At 74.3% G+C, this 13,324-nt stretch carries 11 protein-coding genes; 6 read left to right on the top strand and 5 right to left on the bottom strand.

From position 1 onward, the window contains the following. Nucleotides 1-431 precede the first annotated feature (431 nt). Both ACI79K_RS19030 and ACI79K_RS19025 read right to left on the bottom strand, forming a co-directional pair. Nucleotides 432-1,109, bottom strand: a complete 678-nt coding sequence (locus ACI79K_RS19030) for an alpha-ketoglutarate-dependent dioxygenase AlkB (protein ID WP_456600498.1) — start codon at nucleotides 1,107-1,109, stop codon at nucleotides 432-434. A gap of 115 nt (nucleotides 1,110-1,224) precedes the next feature. Then, on the bottom strand, nucleotides 1,225-3,447 hold the full coding sequence (locus ACI79K_RS19025) for a DEAD/DEAH box helicase (RefSeq protein WP_456600497.1): 2,223 nt from the start codon (nucleotides 3,445-3,447) through the stop codon (nucleotides 1,225-1,227). Between the two features lie 80 nt (nucleotides 3,448-3,527). Between ACI79K_RS19025 and ACI79K_RS19020 the strand changes: the two genes are divergently transcribed. Then, entirely contained in the window at nucleotides 3,528-4,361 is an 834-nt protein-coding gene (locus ACI79K_RS19020) for a PHP domain-containing protein (protein WP_456600496.1), read from the top strand. Nucleotides 4,362-4,374: 13 nt separating this feature from the next. On the opposite strand, the gene ACI79K_RS19015 is transcribed toward ACI79K_RS19020, so the two are convergent. Further along, nucleotides 4,375-5,556, bottom strand: coding sequence for a benzoate/H(+) symporter BenE family transporter (locus ACI79K_RS19015; protein WP_456600495.1), 1,182 nt, complete (start codon nucleotides 5,554-5,556; stop codon nucleotides 4,375-4,377). 78 nt (nucleotides 5,557-5,634) lie between these two features. On the opposite strand from ACI79K_RS19015, the gene ACI79K_RS19010 reads away from it, so the two are divergent. From ACI79K_RS19010 to bar, 3 genes are read left to right on the top strand one after another with little or no spacing between them, the layout of a single operon-like run. Next, nucleotides 5,635-6,168, top strand: coding sequence for an arsinothricin resistance N-acetyltransferase ArsN1 family B (locus ACI79K_RS19010; RefSeq protein ID WP_456600494.1), 534 nt, complete (start codon nucleotides 5,635-5,637; stop codon nucleotides 6,166-6,168). A gap of 54 nt (nucleotides 6,169-6,222) precedes the next feature. After that, nucleotides 6,223-7,194: a carbamate kinase gene (locus ACI79K_RS19005; protein ID WP_456600493.1), complete on the top strand. Its 972-nt coding sequence runs from the start codon at nucleotides 6,223-6,225 to the stop codon at nucleotides 7,192-7,194. 11 nt (nucleotides 7,195-7,205) lie between these two features. Continuing rightward, entirely contained in the window at nucleotides 7,206-8,309 is a 1,104-nt protein-coding gene (gene bar, locus ACI79K_RS19000) for a barbiturase (RefSeq protein WP_456600492.1), read from the top strand. Nucleotides 8,310-8,387: 78 nt separating this feature from the next. Here the strand turns inward: bar and ACI79K_RS18995 are convergent, their stop codons facing one another. Next, on the bottom strand, nucleotides 8,388-10,088 hold the full coding sequence (locus ACI79K_RS18995) for a signal peptidase I (protein ID WP_456600491.1): 1,701 nt from the start codon (nucleotides 10,086-10,088) through the stop codon (nucleotides 8,388-8,390). A gap of 65 nt (nucleotides 10,089-10,153) precedes the next feature. After that, nucleotides 10,154-10,573, bottom strand: a complete 420-nt coding sequence (locus tag ACI79K_RS18990) for a hypothetical protein (RefSeq protein ID WP_456600490.1) — start codon at nucleotides 10,571-10,573, stop codon at nucleotides 10,154-10,156. Between the two features lie 424 nt (nucleotides 10,574-10,997). Between ACI79K_RS18990 and ACI79K_RS18985 the strand changes: the two genes are divergently transcribed. After that, a complete protein-coding gene (locus tag ACI79K_RS18985) occupies nucleotides 10,998-12,143 on the top strand; it encodes a Cache 3/Cache 2 fusion domain-containing protein (RefSeq protein ID WP_456600489.1) in 1,146 nt (381 codons plus the stop codon). A gap of 107 nt (nucleotides 12,144-12,250) precedes the next feature. Next, entirely contained in the window at nucleotides 12,251-13,324 is a 1,074-nt protein-coding gene (locus tag ACI79K_RS18980; RefSeq protein ID WP_456600488.1) for a PP2C family protein-serine/threonine phosphatase, read from the top strand.

Genomic DNA, 13,324 nt, shown 5'->3' with positions numbered 1-13,324 from the left:
AGCGTTCGTCCTGAGCCAGGATCAAACTCTCCGTAGATGATTTGATCGCAGCTGAGAACCGCGAGCTGACACTCGCGATATCAATCAACCAAAGGAATCCCAGCCCCAACCACACAGTGGCCAGGGCGCGGGGTATTACTTGGCACTGACTTTCGGCACGCTGTTGAGTTCTCAAGGAGCGGACGCGCAAGAATCCCGGCCAATTTCTTGGCCATCGTTCGAGGCGGTTTCTCCACTGTACACCGGGCTCCGCATCGGTGAACCTCGGGGGCTCGTCCGGCGGTTTCCCGGGCCTCGCGGCCCGGTCCGTTCTCGCTCGGTGCAGGGAGAACAGTACACGCTCTCCGAGGGGGTCTGCAGGGGGGGTCCCCGGGCCCCGCGCGGAGCCAGGGGACGGCGCCTCCAGCCCCGTCGTTCCGCACTTTTCGGGCTCAGGCGACGCCGCGAGGGCGGAACTGGACACTCACCCGCGGTCCGACCGGCTTGGTCGTCTTCGGGATGCAGTGCTCCCAGGTGCGCTGGCAGGAACCGCCCATGACCACGAGGTCACCGTGGCCGAGGGGGAAGCGCAGCGACTCCCCGCCGCCGACCGGGCGCAGGAGCAGCGGGCGGGGCGAGCCGAAGGAGACGATCGCGACCATAGTGTCGGCCGATCGCCCGCGGCCGATGCGGTCACCGTGCCAGGCCACGCTGTCCCGCCCGTCGCGGTAGAGGCACATCCCCGCGGTGACGAACGGCTCGCCCAGCTCGGGCAGGTAGTACCGGTTCAGCCGATCCCGGGCCTCGCCGAGCAGCGGGTGCGGCAGCTGCTCGCGGCCGGAGTACCAGCGGAGCAGCCGCGGGACCGCGACCTCCCGCTCGTACATCTGCCGGCGGTCCTCCCGCCAGCCGATGTCACCGAGCAGCACGTCGAGCACCTCGTCCGAGCCGGCCACCCAGCCGGGCAGGTGGTCGACCCACGCCCCCCGGCCCAGGTCGTGACGGGTCACGCCATCCAGGGGTTGGAGCGTCGCCTCGTCGGCGAGATCCCACATCGAGGGCTGGGCAGGCCCCGTCCGGAGGCTCGCGGCGAGCGTGCGAGCGGTGAGGGGGAGGGGGTCCTTCTCCATGCCGGCACGCTACCCCGACTTTTTCGCACATGTGTGCGAAAGGCTGTGGATACGCGGCCCCTCTGCAGGGGCCCGCGCCGAGCGTGCGAGGCGTGGGGGGCAGAGGGGTCCTCCTTCAGGCGGTGAGCGCCAGGGCGAACGGCAGCACCGACGATGCGCCGGCCCGGCGGAGCTCCCGGCCGGCGACGGTCATGGTCCAGCGCGAGTCGGCCAGGTCGTCGACCAGCAGCACCGGTCCCGACACCTCCGCCAGCCGGTCGCGCAGCTCCGGGCCCACGACGATCCGGTCCCACACGGCCGCCAGCCGGAAGGCACTGTTCCCGCCAGGCTGCCCGGTCGGCCCACCGTGGGCCAGGGAGAGCTCGCCCAGGTAGGGGAGCCGGCCCATGCGCGCCAGCCCCTGCGCGACGCCCGTCACCAGCTGGGGGCGGCGGCGCGACGGCACCGCCACCACGGCCGCCGGGCGCTCCGCCCAGTCCCAGGCGGCGAGCACGCGGCCACAGGCCCGGAGGAGCTCCTCGTCCGGTGGGACGTCGGAGACGGAGCGGCGCACCGGCACGTCGAAGGCGGCGTCCGGGTCCTCCTCGATGCTGGGCGCCTCGAGGTCGAGCTCCACCACACCGCCGACGCCGTCGTCGCCGAGGAGGGACCGCAGGCGCTGTCCCCAGCCGAGGTCGGTCAGCCGGGCGACGGCGCGGCCGGTCGCCAGCTGCTCCCCCGGCGGGATCTTCCCCTTGACGTCGACGCCCAGCCGGTCGGCGCCGGTCGGCCACATCGCCCGCGGCGCCAGCTCCACCCCGGGACGGTCCAGCGCGGCGGACGCCGCCTCGGACGCCGCTTCGGGGACGTCGGTGGCGTACCAGGGCCCGGCGCAGACGTCGCAGCGGCCGCAGGGGGCGGCGGTCGGGTCGTCGAGCGCGGACTGCAGGAATGCCATGCGGCACTCGGCCTCGTCGACCGGCTTGGCGTAGGTGAGCATCGCGCGCTGCTCGGCCTCCCGGGTGCGGGTGACCCGGGCGTAGCGGTCGGCGTCGTAGACCCACGGCTGCCCGGTCGAGCGCCAGCCGCCCTGCACCCGCTCCACCGCACCGTCGACGGCGAGGACCTTGAGCAGCAGCTCCAGCCGGGACCGCCGGACGTCGGCCACCGTCTCCAGGCGGGCCACCGACCAGGCCTTGCCGTCGGCCATCGCCGTGAGCACCGCGGCGGCGTGGTCCTCGCGCGGCATGGACGAGGTGGCGAACCACTGCCAGATCGCGATGTCCTCGGGGCCGGGGAGCAGCAGCACGTCGGCGTGCTCGACCGCGCGGCCCGCACGGCCGACCTGCTGGTAGTAGCTGACCGGCGACGACGGCGCGCCCAGGTGGACGACGAACCCCAGGTCGGGCTTGTCGAAGCCCATGCCCAGGGCGGAGGTGGCGACCAGCGCCTTCACCTCGTTCTTCCGCAACGCCTCCTCGGCGTCCTTGCGGTCGGCGTCGTCGAGCCGGCCGGTGTAGGCGCGGACCTCGTGGCCGGCGTCGCGCAGCAGGTTCGCCGTCTCCTCGGCCGCCGCGACGGTGAGCGTGTAGACGATGCCGCTGCCCGGCAGGTCGCCGAGGTGGGCGGCGAGCCAGGCCAGGCGGGCCCGGTCCGAGGGCAGCCGCAGCACGCCCAGGCGGAGCGAGTCGCGGGAGAGCGGACCGCGGACGGTGGTCACCTCGACGCCCCCGGCGCCGAGCTGCTCGGCGACGTCGGCCACCACCCGCTCGTTCGCCGTCGCGGTGGTGGCCAGGACCGGCGTGCCGGCCGGCAGCGTGCCCAGCAGGTCGCGGATCCGGCGGTAGTCGGGGCGGAAGTCGTGCCCCCAGTCGGAGACGCAGTGCGCCTCGTCGACGACGACCAGCCCGCAGCGGGCCACCAGCCCGGGCAGCTGCTCCTCCCGGAAGCGCGGGTTGGTGAGCCGCTCGGGCGAGACGAGCAGGACGTCGACGTCGTCGGCGGCCAGGCGGGCGGCGATGTCGTCCCACTCCGTCATGTTGGCGCTGGAGATCTCCACCGCGCGGATGCCGGCGCGGGCCGCGGCGGCCACCTGGTCACGCATCAGCGCCAGCAGCGGGGACACGAGCAGCGTCGGCCCGGCGCCGCGGCGGCGCAGCAGGGCGGTGGAGACGAAGTACACGGCGGACTTGCCCCAGCCGGTGCGCTGCACGACCAGCGCCCGCTGGGAGCGCTCGACCAGCGCGGCGACGGCGGCGTCCTGCCCCTCGCGGAAGACCGCGTCGGGGCGGCCGGTCAGCTCCCGGAGGATCTCCAGGGCCTCGTCGGCGATCGAGGACGGCGGTGCGGCGGTGCTCATGCCGACGACAGTAGGCACCACCGCCGACAGCGACGGCCCCCCGCGCGCGACCGGTGGACGACGGGGAGAATCCACAGGCGATGGACCACCAGGGGCAGCATCCGGCCGACAACCACGTGCACACCCACTGGTCGTGGGACACCCCCGACTCGTCGACCATGCGCAGGGCGTGCGAGCGGGCGATCGCCCAGGGCCTGCCCGCGGTCGCCTTCACCGAGCACCTCGACTTCACCGTCTGGCACGAGGAGGACCGGGCGACCGCGGAAGGGCTGGTCGACCGCTACCCGGCCCACCAGCTGCCGATCGACGTCGAGGGCTACTTCGCCGAGCTGGCCGAGGTGCGCGACCGGTTCCCGGAACTGCGGATCTGGTCGGGCATCGAGACCGGCGAGCCGCACCTGTTCGCCGCGAGCATCGCCCGCCACCTCGAGGACTCCCCGGTCGACCGCATCCTCGGCTCGCTGCACTCGCTCTCCGACCAGGGTCGGCTGGTCGGTGTCGGCCGGCTCCTGCACGTCGACGCCGACGCCACCATGCGCCGCTACCTCGGCGAGATGGTCGGGATGATCGAGAGCAGCGACGTCTTCCAGGTCCTGGCCCACGTGGACTTCCCCCGCCGGTACTGGCCCGGCGGCTCGCAGCGGTACGTGGAGAAGGACTACGAGGAGGAGTACCGGGCGGTGTTCCGGGCCCTGGCCGGGAGCGGCCGGGCGCTGGAGATCAACACCAGCAGCCCGCTGGCGTCGGCGGACCAGGTGCGCTGGTTCTACGAGGCAGGCGGGGAAGCGGTCAGCTTCGGCAGCGACGCGCACGCGCCTGCCGCCGTCGGGCAGAAGTTCGACCTCGCCGTCGCCGTCGCGGAGGCGGCCGGGTTCCGCCCGGGCCGGGACCGCTTCGACTTCTGGCGCCGCTGACGCCAGGTCCCCGTCAGGCCGGGACGGTGGGCTCCGGCGCGGTGGGGGACGGCCGGTACCAGGCCCAGAGCACCAGCCCGACTACCAGCGACCAGAACGCCGACCCGATGCCGCCGACGGTGATCCCGCTGATCGCCACGAGGAAGGTGGCGACGACGGGGATCCGGTCCTCCGCCCGCGCCAGCGCGGCGCTGAGGGACGAGGCCAGCACCGGCCACAGGGCGAGGCCGGCGGCCGCCGCGACGAAGCCGGCCGGGGCCGTGGCGACGAGGGCTGCGACGGCGGCGGAGACCACCGCGAACCCGACGTAGGCAAGGCCGGCGGTGCGGGCGGCGAGGTAGCGGCGCCCGGGGTCGGCGTCGGCCTCCGGACCGGCCGCCAGTGCCGCGCTGATGGCGGCCAGGTTGATCGCGTGACCGCCGAACGGGGCGACGAGCAGCGTGCCGGCGCCGGTCACCGCCATGGCCGGGCGCCAGGGCGCCCGGTAGCCGAAGGCGGCCAGCACCGCCATGCCCGGCACGTTCTGCGAGGCCATGGTGACCAGGAACAGCGGCAGGGCCAGGCCGACGACGGCGACCGAGCCGAAGTCCGGGGTCGTCCACACCAGGCTCGGCAGCAGCGCCGCGACCGGGACGCCGCCGTCCCGGACGGCCAGCCACCCGATGATGCCGAGGGTGACCGCGAAGGCAGCCGGCACGGCCCAGCGCGGGGAGAACCGCAGGAGCACCACCCAGACAAGCACGACGGGCACCACCAGCCAGGGGATCTCCAGCGCGGCCCGGACCGGCTGGAGGCACAGCGGCACGAGGACGCCGGCGAGCATGGCCTGGGCGAGCACCGGGGGGATGGCGCCGATCGCCTCGCCCAGCCGGGGCCACGCAGCGGTGAGCAGGACGAGGACGCCGACGAGGAGGAAGGCGCCGACGGCCACCGACCAGGAGGGCGCCGAGGCCGTCGCCAGCAGCGCGGCCCCGGGCGTGGACCAGGCCACGGTGATCGGCATCCGCGTCCGCTGGGCGAGCAGGACGGTGGCCACGCCCATCGCGACCGAGAGGACCAGCAGGCCCGAGGCGGCCTGCTCCGGTGTGGCCCCGACCGCCCGCAGACCGGTGAGGACGACGGCGAAGGAGCTCAGGAAGCCCACGAGCGCGGTGACCAGCCCCGCAACGGTCGTCGAGGAGGGGGCGGGAGGCACGGCCGGGGACGCTAGCCGAGGGGCACGGGTGTTCCAGCTCACCGCGCTCCGACCCGGCGCCCGGCTACGTTGACGATCATGGGTGCCCCCGCTCCGACCGTCCGCGACGCCACCCCGGCGGACGCCGCCGCCTGCGCCGCGATCTACGCGCCCTACGTCACCGGCACGGCGATCACCTTCGAGCTCGAGCCGCCGACGCCGGCACAGATGGCGGAGCGGATCGCGGCGGCCCGGCGGGCGCACGCCTGGCTGGTCCTCGAGGACGACGGCGCCGTCGTCGGCTACGCCTACGCCGGGCCGTACAAGGAGCGCGCCGCCTACCGGTGGAGCTGCGAGGTGAGCGTCTACCTGGACGGCGGGCGACGACGGCGCGGCGGCGGGCGCGCCCTCTACGAAGCGCTGTTCGAGCGGCTGGCCGCCCGCGGGTTCCGCACCGCGATCGCCGGGATGACGCTGCCCAACGAGCCGAGCGAGGGCCTGCACACGGCGATGGGCTTCGAGCCGATCGGCACCTACCGGCGGGTCGGGTTCAAGCACGGCCGGTGGCGCGACGTGCTCTGGGCGCAGCGACCGCTGGGCGCCTACGACGACGACCCGGCCGAGCCGAGCTGACCTCCTCCGGAGAAGTACTTCACCGCTAAGGGAAATGCGGCTAGGGTCGGCGGGGTGACGTCGACGCGCGTGGTGATCGCCCTGGGCGGCAACGCCATGACCGGGGCCGACGGCTCCGCGACCCCGCAGGCGCAGCGCGATGCGATCCGGCAGGCCGCCGGGCACGTCGCCGAGGTCGTCGCCGCGGGCGTCCAGGTGGTGCTCACCCACGGGAACGGCCCGCAGGTCGGCAACCTGCTGGTCAAGAACGAGCTCGCCGCCCACGAGGTGCCCCCGGTGCCGCTGGACTGGAACGTGGCGCAGACCCAGGCCACCATCGGCTTCACCGTCGCCGACGAGCTGGACGCCGCCCTGGCCGTGCGCGGCCTCCCCCAGCGCACCGCCGCGCTGGTCACCCGCACCCGCGTCGACGCCGACGACCCGCGCTTCGCCGAGCCCTCCAAGCCGGTGGGCCGCTTCCTGCCGCGGGAGCGGGCGGAACAGTTCGTCTCGCTCGGGCAGACCTGGGAGGACCGCGGGGAGAAGGGCTGGCGGCGCGTCGTCGCCTCGCCGGAACCCCGGGCCGTCGTCGACTCGCCCGCCATCCACGCCCTGGCCGCGGCCGGGTTCGTCGTGGTGTGCGCCGGCGGTGGCGGCATCCCGGTGATCGACGACCACGTCGACGGGCACGCGCTGCGCGGCGTCGAGGCGGTCATCGACAAGGACCTGACCGCCGCGATCCTCGCCCGCGACGTGGACGCCGACACCCTGGTCATCGCCACCGACGTCCCGAACGTGATGGTCGACTTCGGCACCCCGTCACAGCGCCCGCTGGGCCGGGTCACCGTCGCCGAGCTGCGTGAACTGGCGGCGGCCGGGCAGTTCGCCCGAGGATCGATGGGCCCGAAGGTGGAAGCAGCTCTCCGTTTCGTCGAAGGCTCCGCCGCCGGCCACGCCCCGCCCACCCGCGCCGTCATCACCTCGCTCCAGCACATCGCCGACGCCGTCCGTGGCGACGACGCCGGCACCGTCCTCACCCACTCCTGAAGGGAACCCGCATGCCCGCACCGATCGAGGTCCGCAAGGTCCCGCTGCACAACGTCAGCGACGCCTCCGAGCTCGCCAAGCTGATCGACGACGGCGTCATGGAGGCCGACCGCGTCATCGCCGTCATCGGCAAGACCGAGGGCAACGGCGGGATCAACGACTACACGCGGATCATCGCCGACCGTGCCTTCCGCGAGGTGCTGCTCGAGAAGGGCTCGCGGAGCAAGGAGGAGGTCGGCGACATCCCGATCGTGTGGTCCGGTGGCACCGACGGCGTCATCAGCCCGCACGCGACCGTCTTCGCGACGCTGCCCGATGACTCGGTCGAGAAGACCGACGAGCCGCGGCTGACCGTGGGCTACGCGATGAGCGACGTCCTGCTGCCCGAGGACATCGGCCGCGTCGCGATGGTCGAGAAGGTCGCCGAGGGCGTGAAGAAGGCGATGGAGGCCGCGGGCATCACCGACCCGGCCGACGTGCACTACGTGCAGACCAAGACGCCGCTGCTGACGATCGACACGATCCGCGACGCCCACCAGCGCGGGGAGACCACCATCCTGGAGGAGCCGCACGGCTCCATGGACATCTCCAACGGCACGACGGCGCTGGGGATCGCGGTGGCGCTCGGCGAGATCGAGATGCCGAAGCAGGAGCAGATCATGCGCGACCTGTCGCTGTACTCCTCGGTCGCGTCCTGCTCGTCGGGTGTGGAGCTGGACCGGGCGCAGATCGTCGTCGTCGGCAACGCCCGCGGGCACGGCGGCAACTACCGGGTCGGCCACTCGGTGATGAAGGACGCGCTGGACCAGGACGGCATCTGGGCAGCCATCCGCGACGCCGGCCTCGAGCTGCCGGAGCGGCCGCACCACACCGACCTCGGCGACCGGCTGATCAACGTCTTCCTCAAGTGCGAGGCCTCGCCCGACGGCAAGGTGCGCGGGCGGCGCAACGCCATGCTGGACGACTCCGACGTCTCCTGGCACCGCCAGATCAAGGCGTGCGTGGGCGGCGTGACCGCGTCGGTGACCGGCGACCCGGCGGTGTTCGTCTCGGTGGCCGCGGTGCACCAGGGCCCGTCCGGCGGCGGCCCGGTGGCAGCGATCGTCAAGGCGTAGTTCCCAGAACACCACTTCGGGGAAGTGGGGGTCCGGACGACGTTCCGGAGCCCTGCTTCCCCGATGTCGTTCCCGGGATCAGGCCAGGAGACCGCGGAGGCCGACGGGTGGGAGCGGCGCGGTGAGGTCCTCGTCGGCGGCCGCACGGGGCGCCCGGGACGGGGCCGGGACGGGCGGCCTGCCGCGCCGGGCGCCCGCTCCGCCCGGCACCACGAACCGGTAGGTCGCGTCGACGTCCCGGACGGCGAAGACGTCCTCCTCCGCGGCGGCGTGGTGCAGGACGACGGTGTCGAACCGCTCCGCGACCCGGCGCAGGGACTCGGCGTCGGAGACGTCGATGACGGTCCCGCCCGCGGCGAACCCGGCGACCGGCACGATCCGGTCGGCGTGCCGCACGAGGAACTCGTCGGCGGCGTCGCCGCGGCCGGTCCGGCCCAGCAGCGCACCGGCCGCGGCGACGAGCAGCGCGAGGGCCAGCAGGGCGAGGACGACGGCCCGGGCCACGCCGACGGGCACCGAGAGCGCCAGGACGTCGAACGAGCGGGGGCCGACCGTGGTCACCTGCACGGACGTCGGGGTCGCCGCCGTCAGCACGGTCCCGGGGTCACCGGCCAGCCGCAGGGCCGTCGAGTCGAGCGCGAAGTCCAGGCCGGCCGGGGGGCCCGCCTCGAAGGCGGTGCCCCGCACGGTGCCGGTGAGGGCCACGGTGGGGGTGACGGTCAGCGTCGCGGTGCTGCCCGAGACGCCGACCTCGGCGTAGTGCCGGGCCAGCACCTCGGCGGCGCGGGCGGCATCGACCTCGACCGACGCCGCAGCCACCCCGTCGGTGAAGCCGACGACGGGGCCGCTGGCGAGGTAGGTGCTCCAGCCGTCGGCCGCCTGCACGGTGACGTCGAGGCGCAGCGCGCCCTGGAGGCCGGCGAGGTCGGGGCCGGTGACGGTGTCCTCGTAGGAGACGGTCAGCCCGGTCGACAGCCTGGTCCAGACGGTGTCCCCCGTTCCCACCGTCCCGTCGGGGTAGGTGGTGCCGCGCTCGGCGGTCCCGGTGTAGGAGAAACGCCCCTGCTGGGTGACCGTGAGCGGCTCCTCGACCGCCTCGGTGCCGGGGACGACGAGGAGCGCACCGGCACCCAGGGCGGCGACCAGCGCGACGGCGGCGGCCACCAGCGCCACCTGACGGGCGCGGGCCCGCACGAGCACCGTCAGCGAGCCGCGGGGGACCCGTGGGAGCTGCACCGAGCGCACCGGGAACGACGGGACGGCGAAGGACGGCGTGCGCAGGGTCGGCAGCCGGCGGCGGAGCGCCCGGGCCCGGTGGCCGCCGCGCTTCCGGCGGGCCGCGGAGAGGACCAGGGCCGAGGCGACGCCCACGAGCGCGAGCACCGAGGGGGAGCTGATCGCCTTGAGCGCCTTGCCGCCCTGCGGGATGCGGACGAACAGCCGGCCGAGGATCTCCTCCTGCGTCGGGCGGTCCTCGTCGAGCCAGTCGTTGTTGTCGCCCTGGGTCACGAAGCCCTCGGCGTCCGCGGCGACGATGCGGTGCATGACGACCGTGTCGAGGGACTCGCTCCGGTAGGCGACGACGTCACCCACCGAGTAGGTGGAGGCCCGGCTGAGGACCGCCAGGTCCCCGGTGTGGAAGGCCGGCTCCATGCTGTTGCCGAAGGTGGAGACGTACGTCGTGCCGCCGCCGAGGCTGGCGGGCCAGAACAACCACAGGGTCGCCAGCACCAGCGCGACGACGGCGCTGGTGCTGGCGACCTTGGACGTAGCAGTCATGGCGTGGACACCGGTACGAGGAGGGCGGGCAGGCGCACGGCACCCGCCCTATTCGAATGGGTGGGTCAGGGGGCCGTCTGGAAGACGGCCAGGCCGACGCCCGTGAAACTGGTGAACGCGGGGTTGGGTGCGGTGTTGCAGGTGATCGTGCCCACCGTCCCGTCGTGGGTGCCGAAGGTCGTGCACTCGTAGGTCCCGACGATGCTGCCCGGAGTCGTGTTGCTGCTAGGGCCGTTGCGCAGCGTCAGGCTCGCCCCGTGACCGGTGTCGACGTCCTCCTGCACGGTGAAGACGACCTGCGCCAGATTGGCGTGGTCGGTGGTCGACGGCACGTACTGGATGTTTGTGACGGTCACACCGCTGACGGTGTTGGCGCCGAAGCCCGCGATGCTGGCGTCGACGGTGTTTCCGGCGGTGAAGGCGGAGGTGGTGGCGGCGATGCCGGCGACCGCGACACCGGCGAGCAGAACGCGCGACAGGCGCATTGCAGTGGTCCTGTTCTCTCAGTGGCCCAGACCCGCCGGGATGCTGGTCACCCGGTCCACGTGCTGGCTGCGCCGATTCGTTGACGCCCCTGTTCTCGGCACGACCCTGCGCATTCTCAACTCCTGTCCCAAAAGAAACTCGAGTCGCCGAGTCGACAGTTTCGGGACGGTCACCGAATGACGCCGGAATGGCTTCCTACGGGCGGCTTCGGCGGTCGACCGGCGCGCCTTCCGGGGGTGCCGGGCATGCGGCCTAGCGTGTCTCGGAACCTCCCGGCCGACGGGCAGGTCCACCGGCAGCTGCAGGAGGCAACGGGTCGTGCGTCCGTCCGCGTCGTCAGGCCCCGCTCCGCTCCCCCCGGCGACGGCGGCGGCCGTGCCGGCATCGCGCCCACCCCGGGGCCCCGCCGGGCGGGACACCAGCATGGAGGACGCCGCGCGTCAGGCCGGCGTCCTCGCCCGGGCCTCGCGCGAGGTCTCCGACACCTCCGCGGAGGCCGCCGCCTCCCTCGCCGAGCTGCGCGCCGCGATCGGCGACATCTCCGCCAGCACCGGCCGGGCCTCGGCCGTCGCCGAGGAGGCGGTGCAGGACGCGCAGGCCGTCGACGAGCGGATCGCCGCGCTGCGGACCGCCAGCGAGTCGATCACCCAGTTCGTCCGGCTGATCGGCGCGATCAGCCAGCAGAGCCGCTTCCTCGCGCTGAACGCCTCCGTCGAGGCCGCCCGCGCGGGCGACCTCGGCCGCGGGTTCGCCGTCGTCGCCGACGAGGTCAAGGAGCTCGCCGACCGGACGGCGCAGGCGGCCCGCGACATCGACGCGCAGATCACGGCGGTGCAGCGGGAGACCCAGCAGGCCGTCGAGGCGGTCCGGCGGATCACCGGGACGCTCGGCTCCATCGCCGAGGCGCAGGACACCATCGCCGCCGCCGTCGAGCAGCAGCGGGCGGCCACCGAGCGCGTCGTGGAGAACGTCGACCGCGCGGCCGGCGGCTCCGCACGGATCAGCGAGGCCGTCGGGCAGCTGGCCGACAGCCAGCGGGTGGTCTACGTCCGGCGAGCCCTCGCGGTGGCCGAGCAGCAGCTGGCCGACCTGGGTGGCGCCCGACTCGGCGACGCCCGGACCCCCTTTCCCGTGCGCGACCAGACCACCGGCGCCACGCACACCGCCGCGCTCCCCGACCTGCTGCTCGGCGACATGCCCGTGGAGCGCAGCGACGACCCCCGCCGGCCGTCGCGGCTCGTCGACGAGGTGGTGCGGCAGGTCGGCGGCAGCTGCACGCTGTTCCAGCGCCTCGACGAGGCCGGGAGCATGGTGCGGGTGGCGACGACGGTGCTCACGCCCGCCGGCCGGCGCAATGTCGGCACCGCCATCGCGCGGACCGGCCCCGACGGCCGCCCGAACCCGGTGCTCGCCGCCGTGCTGGCCGGCGGGACCTACACCGGTGCGGCCACGGTTGCCGACCGGCCGTACTTCACCGCCTACACCGGGCTGCGGGACGACGGCGGGGCCCTCATCGGCATGCTCTACGTCGGCCTGCCCCTGGACTCGATGCCCGGCACCGGCGGCTGACCGCTCCGGGGGTCGACGGCGAGGCCGCCACCGTCCTCTAGGTTGACCAGGGGACGCGCCGCGCTGCTGGCGGGCACGAGGGGGATGCGGTGAAGCGGTTCGGGCGCGTGAACACCGCGCTGCCGGCCATCGTGCTGCTGCTCGTCGTGATCGCCGAGGTGATCACCGGCCGCGGCCAGGTGGTGCTGGGGCTCACCGTCATCGCCCCGCTCGCGTCGGCGACCTTCCTGAGCCGGCAGGCCACCGTCGCGTACGCGGCGTCCGCGTTCGTCGTCACCACGCTCCTCGGCCTCTACAGCCAGCAGTACACCGCCGAGACAGCGGTGGCGCAGAGCGTCCGGCTGGTCGCCGTCGCCCTCGGCGGGATCCTGGCCGTGGTGACCTGCGAGCTGCGGCTCCGCCGGGAGGCCCACGTGGCCCGGCTCGGCGCCGAGGCCGCCGCGACACGGGCCTCCGTCCACACCGGCGAGACGCTGCAGCGGGCGCTGCTGGGCGGCATCCCGCAGGTCCCGGGGCTCGAGACGGCCGCCCGCTACCTCCCCGGCGCGCGAGAGGCTCAGGTCGGCGGTGACTGGTACGACGCCTTTCCCTTGACCGACGGCCGCACCATGCTGGTCATCGGCGACGTCGCCGGCCACGACGCGCCCGCGGCAGCCACCATGGCGCAGACCCGCGGGATGCTCCGCGCGCTCGCCCGGGTCGGGCACGGCTCCCCCGCCGCCGCGCTGACCGTGCTGGACGACGTACTGGAGGGCCTGGGGCTGGACACGTTGGTGACCGTGGCCGTGGCGTCCGTCGACCCGCGGGGCGTGGCCGGGAACGCGGTGCCGCTGCAGTGGTCGAACGCGGGGCACCCGCCCCCGGTGGTCGTGCGGGCCGACGGCTGCGTGGAGGTGCTGGAACGGGAACCCGACCGGCTGCTCGGAGCCGGCACCGCCGACGGGCCACCGCGCACCGACCACGAGGTGGTGCTCCGGCGGGGCGACACGCTGCTGCTCTACACCGACGGGCTGGTCGAGCGGCGCGGCATGACCCTCGACGACGGCACCGCCTGGCTGGTGCGGGCGCTGGAGGAGCGCGGCCGGGAGCCGCTGGACCGCATGTGCGACGGCCTGCTGAGCGCGCTAGGCACCCGCGGCGACGACGACATCGCCCTGCTGGCGCTCCGGGTGCCGTCCTGA

It is taken from the genome of Blastococcus sp. SYSU DS0616 (assembly GCF_054051015.1).
The sequence above is the reverse complement of the archived record's forward strand: the minus strand, read 5'-3'. Positions and strand labels throughout refer to the sequence as shown.